Consider the following 14,785-nt stretch of genomic DNA (forward strand, 5'->3'; position numbering starts at 1 on the left):
GTCGCCATTCCGCGATGGGCAAAACATTTTCACTGACAGCATTTTAGGAAAACAATGTCCAATAAATGGAACAAAGCCGTTTCGGTTCGGATTGGAGATGGCATTTCTGACGCCATCGGAGGTCCGGGAGAAGCATTCGAAGCTCTAAACAATCGTTGGCCCGCAGAGCACGGCCCTCACTACGTCGAAGCTAAACGACTGTGCAGTATGGCGGTTGGCGGGACTTTATCGGCTGAGATCGCACGAGAAGCTTTTATCGGCGCCGCAATTGAAGCTTGCGTTTTGGCTTGAGGACATTTCTGCACTATCTTACGTACCGCTGGCACCATTAAGTAGGATCAGTTTGTATTAAACTGCCGCGGTGGACGTGAACGACACGAGGGTGTCGTCACAGTGTGAAACAACCCCGAAGGTTGCCCCCGTTTGAAAAGGCGGTAAGCGCCTGACTTACTTGCAAACTCGCGACGAGGGCGGGATCGTCATCGGTGGCGATCGTGACCCTACCCGATCTGCATTTCATCTCGGTAGATCAAGGCCTTACGGGACCGGTTATAGGGGTTAACCTTCGACGCAGGTTCACACGTTAAATCGATCTGACGGCTTCCGCCCTTGATTTTCCGGTCCTGCGATCCTGGCCAAGCTCGTAGGAGACCTTCTGACCCTCGCGAAGAGGGCTAGAGCCCTGGACTGCCGAGATAAGCACGAAGACGTCGGCTCCGCCATTTTCGGGCGTGATGAAACCAAAACCCTTATCCTCATGGAAAAACTTCACGGTGCCCGTCGCCATTCCGGTCCTCCATCATCTTGAATTGAGCATGCATCGATAACGGCGAACGGCCTGCTCCGCAACAGACCTTCCACGGCAGCCCTCCCCGTCTTCGTGTCGTGGCAAATTTCCATTCAGCATTTGTGAACACATTTTGACGAACCTCCCTGCCAGTTCAGCAAGATTCGCTGACCGGAGGTCGAATGAGAGTATCGCAGTTTCCCGCCGATCGGCGGCTCGCGGACATCAAGCGTTGTGCAGCCGTTTTCGGAGAACTCCACAGCGATGACGCAAACAGATTTTGGCGAACGGAAATGATCGACTTCGTAGCGGCGATGAGAAGTACCGGAGCCGGAGACGAAGAAATTCGTCGGCAGGCAGGTCTGTTTCTGAAAGCGGTCCAGGTGGAGTTGGAACAGAGTTTCGGCCGTGAGACCAATGCCAGGCGCTGAGCGACGTGCGATTCAGCGCGACAATGCTGCGGAAACCATGGGATCGTCGTTGTCCTTGATCGACATAAAAGACCTCGAACCGGACAGGTATTACTGGATCCGCAAGAACGGCGCCGACGCGGCCATCGAGATCGGTCGCGTCTCGACGATCTTCGGCAAAGACCGCGAATTTTGGACGGTCGTGACTACCGGCAGCGAAACGCATCACATGCTCTACGACTTCGAATTTCTCATCGAGATCGGGCCGCCAGAATTTCAGCGAGATGCGCCGATTGGTTGAGCCTCAGGCGGCGGGTGCACAATTCGCTTGCGACCGCACCGGATCAGGCGGCCGCCTTCACGTCGAACTCGAAATGGAGCTGGTCATAGGGGAATTCCACGCCAGCTTCCGTCCGGTCCAGGACGCCGGCGTTGACGAGCGTCGTCACGTCCTTATGGACTGCCTGCACATCCCGGTCGACACGGCGGGCGACTTCTCGTATCGCCAACGGCCCCTGCCCTGCCATCGCCTTGACGATCGCAAGCCGCGACGGTGCCAGGACCCTGTGCATATCGTCATAGCTCAAGAAATTCACCGATGGCGTGGCGGGCACGATGACGCCTTCCAGGGCTTTCTGTCCCGCATTCACGAAGCGGGCCTTGGCATCGGAAATCGAGCTTAACCTGATGATGAGCGTCCTCATGCGAGTATCCTTTCCATGTCTGCCTGAAACGCATCGAACAATGCTTCCAGCGTGGTGAATTCTATCGGCTCCTCAAGATCGCCCAGATGGCGATGGTCGCCTTTGCCTCGTTCATTGTCATAGCGCATGACGCACTCGTCGTTGATGATCAGCGCCAGACGATACTTGAAATGGTGGCTGCTGCCGGGCACGGGTGTCGGCACATGCCACAGAACCGTCTCGAAAAATGCCGTATGGCTGACGGCGGTTCTGGATTTTTCGATCAGCACGGCTTCCATGTTGTTTTCGATAACATCACCTGCCGTTGTTGTCAAGAACAACAGCGAGGGTTCGGCTTGCGCAGCGAAAACCAGCGCCGGGGTTCGATGCCTCTGCGCTGGCTGCCGTGCCACTCATCACAAGCCCGCCGTTCGGCCGATTGCCTGGCAGCTCGGTGACGTAGCTTTCCTGATCAGACGAGCCAAGCGTTGTGAGGAGGGCCGGTTTCGGCCCTCCTCCCCCAATCCCCAATCTACGAGCGGTTCGAAAAAAGCGGCATGATACGCTTCTTCGTCAGGCGGTCGCGGGTCGTGGTGAACATGGAGCCATCCCATTCCCGCCACGTTTCCCACCCGTTGATGGTGGCGCGTCCGTACCAGACGCGCACCTTGATGGTTGTTTCATCGATTTCCTCGACGATCGAAACGGTGAAGCTGCCGCCCATACCCGATGGAGTATCGTACACCTCAACCTCTTTTTGACGGTCGGCCATGTTCATACCTCCGGGCGGATGATCGTGGGCCGGCTTCGCTGAACGCGAATGGTGAAGCCCGCGACGCGGGTGCCGATGATCCCCGGCTCATCGATATGCTCGAAAGCGCGATCAAAGACGGCGCGGGAAATTAGGAACTGGCCCGCGACAAGATCGATGGAATGGGTGGGAGAAACGCTGTCGCCTTCCTCGTTCACCCCGGTCACGAGCAGGTTCCCCGCCAGCGGCGACGGAGAATCAGCCAGTTGCGTGAAGCATTCGAGGCCGTCGACAAGGCCGTTATCGTCGCAATCGGCGACGTGGTAGTCCCCGATCCGGACAGCATCGATGCAGGTGCAACCGATATGGGCATAGATGGATTTCAGGACGTCCTTCCGGTCAATTTCCACGCTGCGGATGGTTCCGGCCTTGGCGTCGATAGAACATCATTGCCCTGGCCCCTTTCGGCCCGCCGCCAGGCTCCGAGCAACCGCTCCAGATTGGCGAAGCTGCCGGTGTAGCCGCGCTGCTTGACGTCATGAAACAGATTCCTTCCGCGCCGCTTCCCATCCTTCCAGCATTGGGCAAGGAAGGCTTCGAAATACCACGGTGATGAGGGGTTCAGTGCCGCCCGTCGCCTGTCTGGCGGAGCCTCAAACCTGAGCCACTTCGTTACGCTGCAACGTTCATAGCCGGTCCGTCTGGCGATCTCGCTGTGGGACAGCCCTTCCTGGCGCAAAGCATGGAGTATGTTGAATATTTTCTGGCGGGATTGCCTATGCGAAAGACGGGCGCGCCGGCGATGCATCGCAGCGTCAACAATTGCGTCCTCCGAAAGAATTGCCCTGCCGGTGGCACGCCCGGAAAGGCTCAACTGTTCCTCGATGGCCGAGCGAAGGTTCTGGACCAGATGAAACCGATCCGCGACCTGCTTGGCCTTCGGTGCGCCTTCACGGGTGGCCTGCGCATACAGGCCGCAGCGGTCGCGACTGACGACCTCGATGGAAAGATGGTCCGCAGCCACTTGGCGGCACTCCCGACGCTGCGATCATCCAGTATGTCGACGACCGAGCGGCGCTCGAGATCGACCATGATGGTCCCATAACTCGTCGCCCGCCGCCAGCTCCAATCATCAATACCGACCACCCGTATCTGGGAACTGCGTTGAGCCGCCGCAGCATCCCGCTTCAACTGCCGCATGCCGAGCCGCTCCATCAACCGCTCGCCAGGACGGCCGCCGGCGCTGTGGCCGAGCAAGCCGACAATCTCCCCGACCCTTCTCGTCCGGCGCGCATAAGGAGCAGCGATCGTCGGCAGTCGGTCGCTGAACGTTCGTCGTGCGCATTCCTCATGTGCACATCGCCAGCGGCTCACCAGGAGTTTCACTGTCACCGACTGACCCTGGACCCGTAGATCCTGGAGACTACGGCGGGACCAGCCATGCCTACTTCGGCTACGCCGTCCACAATCGGGGCAGATGCCGATCGCGGATCCAGCGGCGGAAACAATCCACCTGTCGTCAACAGTGAGCGCGACACCCAGTATCTTGACCCCTGGGCCGGGCGACCATTTCGATTTCGTTCGCATGCCCGCTCATGGCGACAACCTCGCTAACGACAGGTGAACCGCACAAAGTGAGGAAGAACCCGATTAACTTCCAAATGACAACCGTGTTTCCAACATGCGCGAGGGGATAACCCGGCCATAGGCCCGGCGCCCCTCATCCGCGGCTCAGTCGAAGATATCCGCTGAAATGTAACCTCGTGGATGGATTCGCTGAGGGGCTTGCCCTGGTCGAGCGTCATCCGATTTCCGATCTCTACGGCGCCTTGACGCAAAATATCGGCTGCCTTGCGAATGATCTTCGCGCGATCATAGGCTGGTTTGTGGCGCCATTCCTTGAAGACCCTGGAGGTCGCATCGACGGCTCGATCGAGATCTTCGGCGGAACCGCTCACGCTGACGGTCCATCGGCCGAATTCGACGAAATCCTTGGGCTTGCGGTCGCGAACCACGTAACCGCTGTCCGGAAACGCCGAAAATAATGAACTACAAAGCATGAAGCCGTTCCATTTGACGGCCGTCTCACGCTCGATTGACGGCAAGATTGTTATGTGAACTTGCCAACAGACTGCTTGGTGGCTCGAACGGGAAAAACGGTCGAGCCACCTCTTTTGTGGGCAATACTGGGTGGGTATGGGATGGGGCTCGCGCTCGTGCAGACCAGCGCGAGCCTTATCGTTCGAGATTGGGCAACGGCAATTGGCGGTGCGGGAGACTTTGCTTTCCTTCACCTGCGGTTCGCGCTCTTTTCCTCCAACCGCTTCTGGACATGCAGCGTCGCTCAGCCTCAATCGCCCTGTCAAGAAAGCGCCTTGAACAATCATGGTAACATTATTCACCTCACTGGTCTTGCCATACGCCCTCATGCTGATGACGCCGGGACCAAACCTTCTGATCGTCCTTCGCATTGCCATGAAGCCCTCATGGCATCGCGTGATGAGCGTCGCTGCAGGCATCGCATGCGGAGCAACGGTTGCTTGCTTCCTCGCAGCCTTCGGCGCCTCGACTTTCGAGAAGTTCGATAAGCTCGAGACCGTGGGTCGAATCCTGCTGGCCGGCATCTTGATCCATTCGGCTTTCCGCCTGATCAGGCGCCATCCAGCGTCCTCGCCTCCCGAAGCATCCACACCTGAAACCCTGGCCATCAGGCTCTTCGCCCTTGGTCTGGCGACGGCTCTGTCCAATCCCTTATCCGTCCCGTTCTTCGTAAGCTTCTATTTGGCCGCCCCATCCTTGCGAACATCAGTGGGGGTAACAGTTGCCTGTTGCTTGATATTTTCGATGGCGTTCGCGTGGTTCGTCTTGGCTGGACGGCTACTTTCGCTCTCTGCCATCCGGCGCAGCGGCGGACGGTGGCGTGAGCTCGTGCGTTTCTTACTAGCAGGTTCGATGAGCGTTTATGCCCTATGGCTGCTGGCAAAAGGGTTTTGACGCAGAAAGTCAGCATGGTGTGGAATCGATGCCGTCGATCTCGCGGCGCTGATTGGAATGGCAATCTCGCGTGATTGCAGGAGCTCCGCATGGTCCATGATTGGCACGCACCGTAGCTTTCAGTGGAAGACCTGATGATCCGCGCGAGAGCGACTTGGGATCTCGCACCCGCCTTGTCGGAACAGCGGCGAAGCCCGCGATCTGGTCTTCGGCGGTGGCGCCGCCAAAGAGAGAGGCGGCAGGGACGAAGGAGGGTCTCTTAGAGGCCAAGTCGGATAGATCAGCCATCGTCTACAGCCGGCCGGCAATCTGTTCCGGTGTGGCGCGGTCGAGAAATCGAGCATCAGCTTCCGGGTTTCGCAACGGCAGAAACAACCCAGTTTTCTGCATCTTGAAGGGCGATACCAGAACTTTGACCCCTGGGCCGGGCGACCATTTCAATTTCGTTCGCATCCCCGCAGATAGCAATCGCGGCGCTAACACTCTGTTAACCACAGAAATTGAGGAAGAACCCGTTTGGGTGCCAAACGACAGGCCGCTTCGTGGATAGGCGATGTGAAGCTACAGTCCCTTGAAATGATGCTTGCAAACCATCCTATTGGCAAACAAGGGCGAAAGCGGTGGCCCTTTCAAAGACGAGCCGAACTTCGATCTTCCCATCTGCTCAGTTTGATGTCGTCGTCATAGGTCATGGATTTGGGAGACCGCGATGCAAATATGCGACTTTTGCGAAAAAGAGATCCCCGACCACACCGCCGTGTGTCCTCATTGCCATAAGCTGCAGATGTCGCCGGGCGAACAACGCACTCACGGGCGCCGGATCGTCCTTGTCGCAGCCCTCACCGTTTTAACAATGGGGGTCGCTGTGGCCTATCAGTATTTCCGGCATGGCATCCTCCCGCATTTCGGATGATCCGGTGCTTCCGACTTGTCGAGCATGCCCCAGCCCATCACTCGGAAATGGCGAAATCCTGCTCTACGGTCATGGTCTGATCGCCGCTCACATCGTGGACGGTATAGACCAGTTTGTATCGGTCTGCTGGGGCACCGGTCAGCGTCATCGTATAATTCATATACGCTTCCATCAGGGGATTGTGGCTCTGCAGGACGGTGTTTGCAAACCCCTTCTGATCGAGCAGAACCTCACCTTTGGGGTGAGAAGATGAATCAGGAATTGGAACAGGGTTCGCTCGTCGAGAAGATGGAGCGCCACATCGCCGCTCAGAAGGCGACGGCGAAGACGGTGAGGGAGTGGGACGAAAAGCGGCCGGTCGAGCGAGTAAGCCCTGTGATTTATGCGGCGGCTTTGGCCGCTGCATCGAAGGAAGACGAGGCAGCACGACTATCGTTATGCACAAACCAGCCGACCGAAACGAATCCGACCGCAAGCTAAAGCGTGTCGCTGTTTTTGCGATTCATGGTTCTCAAATCAGTCCATCGGTGATTCCCTTTGATGTGAAGGGAGATCGCCATGGGCAAGTCACATCCGATTGCGTTGCGTGAGCGTGTCGTAGCGTTTGTGGAAGAAGGCCATGGGCATCGGGAGGCCGCCCGGCATTTTCGGGTGTCGCCGCGTTTCGTGAACGATCTGGTGATCCTGAAGCGCGAGACAGGTTCGCTTCTCCCCCGCCGGCAGGGGCACCTTGGCGGCGGTAAGCTTTCGGCACAGCACGCGTGGGTTGGAGAGCGGCTGGCACAGAATGGCGAACTGACGCTGGACGAGCTTTGCGTGGAACTTTGCGGACGTGGCGTCATCGTCCATCGCTCCAGTGTCGGACGGCTTCTGCATCGGCTTGGGTTGAGCCATAAAAAAAAGCCTGCAGGCCGCCGAGCAGTTGCGCCCGGAGATCGCGCGGGCGCGTGAACTGTGGACCGCACGGCGCAAGCCTTTCTTCAACAAAGGATTGGCCCGGCTGGTTTTTATCGACGAGACATCGACGAACACAAAGCTGACGAAGCGGTCGGGATGGTCTGCGCGAGGGCAGCGCTATCGAACGCATTCACCCTTCGGTTCGTGGAAATCCCAAACCTTCATCGCAATGAACGCCCGCATCTTCGAGGCGTGGATAGAGACCCAACTCGCGCCGAACCTGTCGCCTGGAGACGTCGTCATTCTCGACAATGTCGCCTTTCATAAGAGCGAACGGGCCGAAGAACTGGTCAGGGCAAAGGGAGCCTGGCTGCTGTTTCTGCCGCCCTATAGTCCCGACCTCAATCCCATAGAGATGGCCTTCTCAAAACTCAAGACGCTGCTGCGAAAGCGGGCTGCCCGCAGCTTCGATGCCATCACCCAAGCCCTCGGCGAAATCTGCAATCTCTTCTCCGTCACAGAATGCAGAAACTACTTCAAAGCCGCAGGATACGAGGCAGATTAAACGCGACACGCTTTAGAATATCTAGCGTGAGCGCAACGAATGGCCCACGGCTTTCGTGTTTGACGGAATTGGGTTTCTGGCTCTCGGTCAGAACTTCTGCTTTGCCCGCTTTGGCATAAATTAGGTTCGGATACCGGCCGCAGATGCGCAGAAGCCCGGATGGCGGCATCACCATCAAATCGGCGTAGCTGTCTTTGGTTGATAAAGGCCGCGTACGATTTCGACCTGCTCTTGTTCCGACCCCATTCAGCAGCATCTTTCGGCTTCTATCTCCAGATCAAGATTAGACGGATCGACAAGCCGATCTCGTTCAAGAGGGGTTCGACTGTGTATTGCGGCTTGGACCCATCAGGGACGAAACGCTGGTTGCGCGCCCGTTTGGCCTGTTGCGTATGGTGAACGCTGCCAGTCCCGCTTATCTGGCGCGCAATGGCATCCCTCAATCGCTAGAAGATCTCCAGCATCAGGAACACCGAAGAATTCAATTTTCGACGATGAAGGGTGCAAGGCCCTACGGATGGGTATATCCGTACGGCGACACCTTGAAGAGAAATTGTTCGGAAGTCTCACTGCCGGTGGCTTCTCAGAGACACTCCGCTACACGGGCTCGCGTGAGCCTCGCTCATTTTGAAGGATGGTGCGGGTGGTCGGAATCGCACCGACACTCCTTTCGGGCGGTGGAAAAGGGGGGCCTTGGCCCATGGTATCGGCCGCACGAAAGGTGGACGCAACACCAAGCTCCATGCTGTCTGCGACGAGAAAGGCCGCCCGTGCGTCCTGCTCCTGACGCCCGGAAACGTCAACGATTGCAAGGTCGCCGAAGTGTGTATCGCGGCCATACCGCCCTCTGCAGAACTCGTCGCCGACAAGGGGTACGACAGTCAGGCTCTGCGTGAATGGCTGGAAGCGCGTGGCACCCAACCCGTGATCCCGCCACGCAAGAACCGCAAAATCCAGTATGAATACGACAAGACCGTCTACAAAAAGCGTAACGTCATCGAACGCATGTTCTGCCGCCTCAAGGATTGGCGGCGCATCGCAACGCGCTTCGACCGAAACATCCAAAACTTCATGAGCGCCATTGCACTCGCAGCTGCCGTCATCTGGTGGCTGTAACGAGTCCGGACCCTAGAATTTTGGCCATATCTGGCGTCTCCCCTTGATTATAAACGAATGATTGTTTATAAATTGCCTCATGGGTAGAAGCAAGACGGTTTCGGACAATGTTGCGCTCGACAGGCTATTGGACGCGCTAGAGACGGTGGGACCGGATGGCTTCTCGTTTTCCAAGGCGTCACGCGCCGTGGGACTCTCCGCCGCAACGCTTGTGCAGCGTTACGGGACGCGCGAGGCGATGATCGAGGCTACCTTGCTACACGCATGGGATCGCCTCGACGCCATTACCGCGGGGGCCGATGCGGAAGCGCCGGCCAACCCGACTGGAGCCATCTCTATGCTGCTTCGGCCCTGCCCGGCGGCGCGGCCGAGTATAATTTGACTGACGGGTTTCTCTTATTGCGAGAAGATCTTCGAAATCCACCGCTTCGGGCGCGGGGAGCTGCGTGGGGCACCTATCTCGCGAAGGCGTTGGGCAGACGGCTGACGAAGGATGCTGCGCATGCCGAGCGAATGGGTTGGCAGATGGCCAGCGTGTGGCAGGGATCCATAATCTGGTGGGCATTCAAGCGCGACCGATCCTGATGCTAACATACAGACCGTACTCGAAGATTGGTGTCGAAGCGTCGGCGCGATGTGACGGATCATTAGATCGCGCCTCAAGCTCCTCGCCGTGACTGATGGCGAAAGCATCACGGCCGCCTTCGCACATGCTGCTGCCTACGCCGATTGTCCCCTTGGAGGAAATCCCATGCAAAGCCTGATCCTCGTCATGGTGGCATTCTCGATCGTCATGCCGCTGGCTTATACCATCCGGGTGTGGCGCCTCGACGAACCCGCACTTTCTGATTGGTTGCTCGTCGTGGCGGAATCGACCGCCTTTGTCGCCTTCGTACTACTGATGGCGCGCTGGGACATGGCCGGCTTATACACAAGCTATATGCTGGCAGCCTCCCTGGCCGCGGCGATCTTGGTTTCCTGGTTGAGACACCGCCGCCGGCCTTGGCGGGTCGAAGACGCAAACCTGTGGCGGCGCCGCTGGCCCAATATGCTGTTCCTCGCCGGCTTTGGCGGCGTCCTGGCTTGGGTCGTTCCTGGCATGCTCACTAACCCCGATGCCCGTCCGCTCGCTTCCCCGCTCGGCGCCGGCCGCTTCATGGTGGCGCATGGCGGCAACCACAGTCTGATCAACTACCATGCTTCCAATAAGGCGCAGCGCCATGCCCTCGATATCGTAGCCCTGAACGCTGGTGGATTTCGGGCTGCGGGAATCCTGCCAGACGAGCTGGAAGACTATGCCATCTATGGCGTCGCAGTGGTCAGCCCCTGCGATGGCGCAGCCATCGGAGTTCGTGACGGATTGCCCGACCAGTCTCCGCCGGAGGCCGACCGTGGCAATCCAGCAGGGAATCATGTCGTCCTCGTTTGCGACGGCATGCGGGTGGAACTAGCGCACCTGCAAAAGGGTAGTATTCGAGTTAAAACCGGCGACCAGCTCAGGATCGGGCAATCCATCGCCCTCGTCGGCAACTCGGGCAACACGAGCGAACCGCATCTCCATATCCACGCCGTCGATCCGACCAGCGGCAAGGCCATTCCAATCACCATTGACGGCCTCACCCCCGCCCGCAACCGCATTTTTGAGGCTGCCAGCTGATCATCAAGGGGGCCGTCGAGCAGCCTCGGCTGAGCAGTCGCGCCCAACGTGTCGCTCGTCGTGATACGTCCGGTCTTCTGGTCCATTGCCCAACTGAATCGAAAGGCTGTCGCCGAACTGCAGGCCGAAATCAATCTGCTCGACGGGATTCGCTGACGGCGATCAGGATCTCTTCGCGCGAGAAACCTGTCTGCAGCGCACTGCGGATCAGGTCCTGAAGCTCCGGTTCTATGACGTCGCGGCAATCCTCCAGCCGCTCTTCGGAGATCGTTGTGCTGGTGAGTTCTTCTATTCGTTATCCTTTCAAGAAATGCCGCACGGCGTCGCGGCGAGATTTGCCACTATCGAGCGAGGGCCTTCCGCTTCGGGGCGGCGATCAATCCGTCGCGCTGCAGCTGCTTGCGTGCTGCCCTGCCGATCAATTCCTCGTTCAGATATGGACCGTAGACTTCTGCCGTATCAAAAAACGTAACGCCAAGATCAATCGCACGGTGAATGGTGGCGATGGCCTCGCTCTCGTCTACTGCACCATAGATACCCCTCGGGTCGCCAAAATACCCTGACATGGGCATGCAGCCGAGGCCGAGCGCGGAGACCTTTAGGTCACGGGCGAGAGTGCGGTATTTCATCGAATTTTTTCCTTCAAAATGCTCATTGCCTACCCATAAATGGTGCGAGAGACGGCAGGTGGCATCGCCACCACCTGCCGTTGGTTTTGATCGTCACAGCACGTGTGACATACCGGAAGAGGTGAGCAGGTCCTCCTGGATCGGGCGTACGGCCTCGTTCAATCGATGGACACCGAGGTCCATGCCTTCAGGCATGACGACCGTTCGCAACGGACGTCGCTCCGTGGCTTCGACCAGCGCCGCGATGGCATCAGCTACGCGCTGAGGCCGGGGAGGGTTGGCCTCGTCTTGTCCGCTGCTGGAATGGGCCTTGATCTGACCCGGGATCGCCGCGACTTCGCCATAGGACGCAAGCACAGCCTGGTCGGATGGTTCCGGGCTCGACGAGATGAGATTGCTCGGGAATGGTCCTGGCTCAACGATGACAGAGTCGATCCCAAAGCCCTTCAATTCGTAACGATAGGCTTCGGCAAGCCCCTCGAGGGCGAACTTGCTTGCGGAGTAGGTTCCGAAGAAAGGAAAGACCACTCGGCCCATCAGGGATGTCACGTGAACAAGGAGCCCGCTTCCAGCGGCGCGCATATGCGGCAGAACGGCGCGGTCCGCCCGCACGGCGCCAAAGAAATTGACGGCAAAGAGCCGTTCGATGTCTGCCACCGTATAGGCTTCCGTGATCCCAACAGGCATCAATCCGGCATTGTTGACCAGAACATCGATCTTTCCGTGCTGTTTGACGACCTGATCGATCGTTGAATTGACGGAGGCCTCGTCGGCGACGTCCATTTCAAGGACCTGCAGCTTATGGCCTTCGGCTTTCGATGCGTCGATAAGGTCGTTTCGAACCTTGGCGTTTCTTCCCTCGACGTCCCGCATGGTCGCAACCACCGTATGACCCCGCCTCGCAAGTTCCAACACCGTTAGGTTTCCGAAACCACTGCTCGCACCGGTCACAACAACGACTTTTCCGCTCATCTTAAATTCTTCCTCTTTTTGGAATTTTGGTCGTAATATCTTATTAGACAGACCTGTATGTATTTGCAATCATAAATTTTACAGAATAGTCTGTCTATATGTTCGCCAAGGACCTGAGGTAACGAAAATGCAGACGCGCAGCGTGCTTGAGTTTAGGGATGTGGATGTTGATGGAAAATCGCTCGATGCGCTCGCCCCGCGAGAACGCATATTGAAGACGGCTTCCGACCTCTTTTACCGGCTTAGCATCAACGCTGTCGGGATAGATCGTATCATCGCCGAAAGCGGCGTGGCCAAGATGACTTTTTACAAGCACTTTCCATCGAAGGCTAAGCTGATCGCCACCTACCTGCGTCACACGAAAGCCATGTGGTTCCAGATGCTCGCAACCGCGACGGAAAAACCTGGCCTATCGGGGACAGAGCGCGTGCTGGCGATTTTCGACGCGATAGATGAACCCCTGCGCGCGCCCACTTTCCGCGGCTGTTCGTTTACGAGAGGACTGGCAGAATTCGGACCCGAGGCAAACACGCCGGAGGTGCAGGCGGCGATTGCCGAGTATTTCACGGAACTGCAGGAACTCGTTGCATCCCTCATTAAGCCGCTCGGTTTGGACAAGCCTGAGCGAGCCGTCATACAGATCCTGTCGCTCGTCCAGGGCTCGTTTGTGATGGCGCAATCCATTCCTAACGAAGGAATTGTCGAGGCCAACCGCGATGCGGCCGGATTGTTGTTGGCCGCGACGTGTGAACCCGAGCGGGGCTCACGCCGGTTGCCTAAGCCGTAGATACGTAAACGGGATTGAACCGGCAAAAATTGGGTGGGGCCGAGCATCGCACTGCATAGGCGTCACTTGGGGCACCCGCGTTCCAATTTGCGGAAATGCGGTGCCCCTGAGAATCGCGAAGAGCGCCGTTGTAAGCATAATGATGATCGGTGCAGCGAACGCTGCGCTTAGTTGATCGTGGCGCAGCCGCGAAAGTCGTTCCAGTAACTATGGACGCGGCATATTTTGAAAGTCAGCCAGTTAGGGCTGAGATAGCAAGGACCCCAATCGCTCGTCAAATTATTCAAGTATCGATAGTGATATGGTTAGGCCTTGACCAACTAGCGGAAACGGCCATATGATCGCACAAAACGTCGGAAATCGGTGCAATCCACCATCTGCTCGACGAGAGAGACAAACCCTGGAGCATCCGTCATGACCGTTACCGTCAAGGTCGCTGAGGCCAAAACCCATCTGTCCGAGCTTCTGGCTAAGGTCGAGGCCGGCGAGGAGGTGATCATCTCGCGCGGCAACACGCCCGTTGCCCGGCTGTCCCGTATCCGCCGCGACAATGACGTCGATGCGCTTATCGCCGAAATCAAGGCCCAGCGCGTGGGCCGACCCGTTACCACGCAGGACGAAATCCGCGAATGGCGCGATGAGGGCCGGCGCTACTGATGTCCTTCGTTCTTGATGCCTCCATCGCTGCCGCCTGGTTTTTGCCCGACGAACAACACGAGGCCGCCGACCGACTACTGTCGGAGATACGGTCGACGGTTTGTCTCGTGCCGGCACTGTTCTGGTTTGAGACCCGCAATCTGTTTCTGATGGCCGAGCGGCGTGGCCGACTCCGCCCGGGCGAACCGCTCCTGTTGATGACACAGCTGCGAGGGTTGCCGCTCGAGGATGCCGGGTCGGGCGGAGATGGTCTGGTGCTGGACCTAGCGGCACGTCACACGCTGACCGCCTACGATGCCAGTTATGTCGCACTTGCCAGAACGCAGGGACTGCCTCTGGCAACCGGTGACCGAAAGATGGCCATCGCCGCCCGCGGTGAGGGGATCACCGTGGTCGGGCCACTCGAACATGAGCACTGAACTCTCACCTTCCGGCAATGACGTGCTTACGCCTGAAAGGCTGATAAGAATGGGGGCCGGCAATTAATGCTCCAGTGGCCGCCCCGCATAGCCCAAAAGGTGGGTGATGCGCTAAGCTAGAAGTTGCGAGATATTCCCCCTCGCCAAGAGACCTCTGGGGGCTCGAACGGGAAAGACGGCCGAGCCCTCTTCTTTTTGAACCTTTTTGTCTTGCGTCGGGTTGAGGGCCTGCATCCTGACGGACCGCGCAGGCCCTCGCACAACCGAAACTTCCGAGCGGATTAGCGCATACTGTCGAGTTACGGCTAAGCTGGATTGGTCGCGACGTCCCCGGGGATCGGTCCGTTGCCTGCAGATCGAACGACGTCTGATAGAGCGGCTGACGATATTCGCAGGCGGCAAGCAAGATCATTTGCCACTCAATGGTCGTGATGTCGACGCGGCCGATCTGTGTCAATATGCCGATCGTCGCGCTTGGTTGGCCGACATTGATGCAGTGCGATCGGGCATACCTCGCCCATCCATCTCCGCATATCGGCGCCCGAGAT

General features: G+C 58.0%; 20 protein-coding genes and 4 pseudogenes. 13 read left to right on the forward strand and 11 right to left on the reverse strand.

Going from position 1 to position 14,785, the window contains the following annotated elements; all coding sequences use genetic code 11:
• Window positions 1-54 precede the first annotated feature (54 nt).
• A complete protein-coding gene (locus RG540_RS33655) occupies window positions 55-291 on the forward strand; it encodes a DUF982 domain-containing protein (RefSeq protein ID WP_080725092.1) in 237 nt (78 codons plus the stop codon).
• A gap of 292 nt (window positions 292-583) precedes the next feature.
• Here RG540_RS33655 and RG540_RS27395 read toward each other — a convergent pair whose 3' ends face one another.
• A complete protein-coding gene (locus tag RG540_RS27395) occupies window positions 584-787 on the reverse strand; it encodes a cold-shock protein (protein WP_041365209.1) in 204 nt (67 codons plus the stop codon).
• A 182-nt stretch (window positions 788-969) separates the two neighbouring features.
• Here RG540_RS27395 and RG540_RS27400 point away from each other — a divergent pair, with 182 nt between their 5' ends.
• Together RG540_RS27400 and RG540_RS27405 are read left to right on the forward strand one after the other, a co-directional pair.
• The gene (locus RG540_RS27400) at window positions 970-1,218 is read left to right on the forward strand and encodes a DUF6074 family protein (RefSeq protein ID WP_041365211.1); all 249 of its coding nucleotides are present in this window, start codon (window positions 970-972) and stop codon (window positions 1,216-1,218) included.
• On the forward strand, window positions 1,205-1,498 hold the full coding sequence (locus tag RG540_RS27405; RefSeq protein WP_051909842.1) for a hypothetical protein: 294 nt from the start codon (window positions 1,205-1,207) through the stop codon (window positions 1,496-1,498). The genes RG540_RS27400 and RG540_RS27405 overlap by 14 nt, the downstream gene beginning before the upstream one ends.
• Window positions 1,499-1,541: 43 nt before the next feature.
• Here the strand turns inward: RG540_RS27405 and RG540_RS27410 are convergent, their stop codons facing one another.
• The 6 genes and pseudogenes from RG540_RS27410 to RG540_RS32600 all read right to left on the reverse strand — a co-directional run bounded on the left by RG540_RS27410 (window position 1,542) and on the right by RG540_RS32600 (window position 5,018).
• Window positions 1,542-1,901 carry an HVO_A0114 family putative DNA-binding protein gene (locus RG540_RS27410; protein WP_041365218.1) on the reverse strand — a complete coding sequence of 120 codons (360 nt, stop codon included), beginning with the start codon at window positions 1,899-1,901 and terminating at the stop codon, window positions 1,542-1,544.
• Complete coding sequence (locus tag RG540_RS27415) at window positions 1,898-2,179, reverse strand: toxin-antitoxin system TumE family protein (protein ID WP_041365220.1); 282 nt, start codon at window positions 2,177-2,179, stop codon at window positions 1,898-1,900. The genes RG540_RS27410 and RG540_RS27415 overlap by 4 nt, the downstream gene beginning before the upstream one ends.
• A gap of 233 nt (window positions 2,180-2,412) precedes the next feature.
• A complete protein-coding gene (locus RG540_RS27420; protein WP_041365222.1) occupies window positions 2,413-2,652 on the reverse strand; it encodes a hypothetical protein in 240 nt (79 codons plus the stop codon).
• Between the two features lie 2 nt (window positions 2,653-2,654).
• Entirely contained in the window at window positions 2,655-3,041 is a 387-nt protein-coding gene (locus RG540_RS27425; protein WP_051909844.1) for a DUF3846 domain-containing protein, read from the reverse strand.
• Window positions 3,042-3,073: 32 nt separating this feature from the next.
• Window positions 3,074-4,218, reverse strand: a pseudogene (locus RG540_RS31930) (ISL3 family transposase); the annotation flags it as partial.
• 23 nt (window positions 4,219-4,241) lie between these two features.
• Window positions 4,242-5,018, reverse strand: a complete 777-nt coding sequence (locus RG540_RS32600) for an aldehyde dehydrogenase family protein (protein ID WP_155414866.1) — start codon at window positions 5,016-5,018, stop codon at window positions 4,242-4,244.
• Between RG540_RS32600 and RG540_RS27440 the strand changes: the two genes are divergently transcribed.
• Window positions 5,017-5,625, forward strand: coding sequence for a LysE family translocator (locus RG540_RS27440; protein WP_041365230.1), 609 nt, complete (start codon window positions 5,017-5,019; stop codon window positions 5,623-5,625). The two genes, RG540_RS32600 and RG540_RS27440, sit on opposite strands and share 2 nt — an antisense overlap.
• 950 nt (window positions 5,626-6,575) lie before the next feature.
• Here the strand turns inward: RG540_RS27440 and RG540_RS33505 are convergent.
• Window positions 6,576-6,698, reverse strand: a complete 123-nt coding sequence (locus tag RG540_RS33505; protein ID WP_255762049.1) for a hypothetical protein — start codon at window positions 6,696-6,698, stop codon at window positions 6,576-6,578.
• A gap of 89 nt (window positions 6,699-6,787) precedes the next feature.
• Between RG540_RS33505 and RG540_RS27455 the strand changes: the two genes are divergently transcribed.
• Both RG540_RS27455 and RG540_RS31940 read left to right on the forward strand, forming a co-directional pair.
• Complete coding sequence (locus RG540_RS27455) at window positions 6,788-7,018, forward strand: hypothetical protein (protein ID WP_046602115.1); 231 nt, start codon at window positions 6,788-6,790, stop codon at window positions 7,016-7,018.
• Between the two features lie 78 nt (window positions 7,019-7,096).
• Window positions 7,097-8,000 (forward strand): IS630 family transposase gene (locus RG540_RS31940; RefSeq protein ID WP_155414878.1). Its coding sequence is split into 2 segments (ribosomal slippage): window positions 7,097-7,432 and window positions 7,434-8,000, totalling 903 coding nucleotides; the frame shifts between segments, so codons are not numbered across the junction.
• On the opposite strand, the gene RG540_RS32770 is transcribed toward RG540_RS31940, so the two are convergent.
• Window positions 7,972-8,256 carry a hypothetical protein gene (locus RG540_RS32770; protein WP_162182827.1) on the reverse strand — a complete coding sequence of 95 codons (285 nt, stop codon included), beginning with the start codon at window positions 8,254-8,256 and terminating at the stop codon, window positions 7,972-7,974. The genes RG540_RS31940 and RG540_RS32770 overlap by 29 nt on opposite strands.
• Before the next feature lie 31 nt (window positions 8,257-8,287).
• On the opposite strand from RG540_RS32770, the pseudogene RG540_RS31945 reads away from it, so the two are divergent.
• The 4 genes and pseudogenes from RG540_RS31945 to RG540_RS27480 form a co-directional block, all read left to right on the forward strand.
• A pseudogene (locus RG540_RS31945) lies at window positions 8,288-8,551 on the forward strand (LysR substrate-binding domain-containing protein); the annotation flags it as partial.
• Between the two features lie 76 nt (window positions 8,552-8,627).
• A complete protein-coding gene (locus RG540_RS27470; RefSeq protein ID WP_255762048.1) occupies window positions 8,628-9,116 on the forward strand; it encodes an IS5 family transposase in 489 nt (162 codons plus the stop codon).
• Between the two features lie 79 nt (window positions 9,117-9,195).
• Window positions 9,196-9,756: pseudogene (locus RG540_RS33660) on the forward strand (TetR/AcrR family transcriptional regulator).
• Between the two features lie 111 nt (window positions 9,757-9,867).
• On the forward strand, window positions 9,868-10,773 hold the full coding sequence (locus tag RG540_RS27480; protein WP_051909846.1) for a M23 family metallopeptidase: 906 nt from the start codon (window positions 9,868-9,870) through the stop codon (window positions 10,771-10,773).
• 362 nt (window positions 10,774-11,135) lie between these two features.
• Here the strand turns inward: RG540_RS27480 and RG540_RS27485 are convergent.
• Window positions 11,136-11,402: pseudogene (locus tag RG540_RS27485) on the reverse strand (aldo/keto reductase); the annotation flags it as partial.
• A 93-nt stretch (window positions 11,403-11,495) separates the two neighbouring features.
• A complete protein-coding gene (locus RG540_RS27490; RefSeq protein WP_041365237.1) occupies window positions 11,496-12,374 on the reverse strand; it encodes an SDR family oxidoreductase in 879 nt (292 codons plus the stop codon).
• A 127-nt stretch (window positions 12,375-12,501) separates the two neighbouring features.
• Here RG540_RS27490 and RG540_RS27495 point away from each other — a divergent pair, with 127 nt between their 5' ends.
• From RG540_RS27495 to RG540_RS27505, 3 genes are all read left to right on the forward strand, one after another.
• Window positions 12,502-13,161, forward strand: a complete 660-nt coding sequence (locus tag RG540_RS27495) for a TetR/AcrR family transcriptional regulator (protein WP_041365239.1) — start codon at window positions 12,502-12,504, stop codon at window positions 13,159-13,161.
• A 414-nt stretch (window positions 13,162-13,575) separates the two neighbouring features.
• Window positions 13,576-13,818, forward strand: coding sequence for a type II toxin-antitoxin system Phd/YefM family antitoxin (locus tag RG540_RS27500; protein WP_041365241.1), 243 nt, complete (start codon window positions 13,576-13,578; stop codon window positions 13,816-13,818).
• Entirely contained in the window at window positions 13,818-14,237 is a 420-nt protein-coding gene (locus tag RG540_RS27505) for a type II toxin-antitoxin system VapC family toxin (protein WP_041365243.1), read from the forward strand. The genes RG540_RS27500 and RG540_RS27505 overlap by 1 nt, the downstream gene beginning before the upstream one ends.
• The last annotated feature ends 548 nt before the right edge of the window (window positions 14,238-14,785 follow it).

The organism is Neorhizobium galegae bv. orientalis str. HAMBI 540, assembly GCF_000731315.1.
Taxonomy (GTDB): Bacteria; Pseudomonadota; Alphaproteobacteria; order Rhizobiales; family Rhizobiaceae; genus Neorhizobium; species Neorhizobium galegae.

Coding starts and splice junctions, on each gene's coding strand:
- RG540_RS27455 (WP_046602115.1), top strand. CDS start 6,788: ATGAATCAGGAATTGGAACAGGGTTCGCTCGTCGAGAAGATGGAGCGC.
- RG540_RS27490 (WP_041365237.1), bottom strand. CDS start 12,374: ATGAGCGGAAAAGTCGTTGTTGTGACCGGTGCGAGCAGTGGTTTCGGA.
- RG540_RS27500 (WP_041365241.1), top strand. CDS start 13,576: ATGACCGTTACCGTCAAGGTCGCTGAGGCCAAAACCCATCTGTCCGAG.
- RG540_RS27405 (WP_051909842.1), top strand. CDS start 1,205: ATGCCAGGCGCTGAGCGACGTGCGATTCAGCGCGACAATGCTGCGGAA.
- RG540_RS32770 (WP_162182827.1), bottom strand. CDS start 8,256: ATGCTGCTGAATGGGGTCGGAACAAGAGCAGGTCGAAATCGTACGCGG.
- RG540_RS32600 (WP_155414866.1), bottom strand. CDS start 5,018: ATGATTGTTCAAGGCGCTTTCTTGACAGGGCGATTGAGGCTGAGCGAC.
- RG540_RS27480 (WP_051909846.1), top strand. CDS start 9,868: ATGCAAAGCCTGATCCTCGTCATGGTGGCATTCTCGATCGTCATGCCG.
- RG540_RS27495 (WP_041365239.1), top strand. CDS start 12,502: ATGCAGACGCGCAGCGTGCTTGAGTTTAGGGATGTGGATGTTGATGGA.
- RG540_RS33655 (WP_080725092.1), top strand. CDS start 55: ATGTCCAATAAATGGAACAAAGCCGTTTCGGTTCGGATTGGAGATGGC.
- RG540_RS27505 (WP_041365243.1), top strand. CDS start 13,818: ATGTCCTTCGTTCTTGATGCCTCCATCGCTGCCGCCTGGTTTTTGCCC.
- RG540_RS27420 (WP_041365222.1), bottom strand. CDS start 2,652: ATGGCCGACCGTCAAAAAGAGGTTGAGGTGTACGATACTCCATCGGGT.
- RG540_RS27440 (WP_041365230.1), top strand. CDS start 5,017: ATGGTAACATTATTCACCTCACTGGTCTTGCCATACGCCCTCATGCTG.
- RG540_RS33505 (WP_255762049.1), bottom strand. CDS start 6,698: ATGAATTATACGATGACGCTGACCGGTGCCCCAGCAGACCGATACAAA.
- RG540_RS27415 (WP_041365220.1), bottom strand. CDS start 2,179: ATGGAAGCCGTGCTGATCGAAAAATCCAGAACCGCCGTCAGCCATACG.
- RG540_RS27395 (WP_041365209.1), bottom strand. CDS start 787: ATGGCGACGGGCACCGTGAAGTTTTTCCATGAGGATAAGGGTTTTGGT.
- RG540_RS27400 (WP_041365211.1), top strand. CDS start 970: ATGAGAGTATCGCAGTTTCCCGCCGATCGGCGGCTCGCGGACATCAAG.
- RG540_RS27410 (WP_041365218.1), bottom strand. CDS start 1,901: ATGAGGACGCTCATCATCAGGTTAAGCTCGATTTCCGATGCCAAGGCC.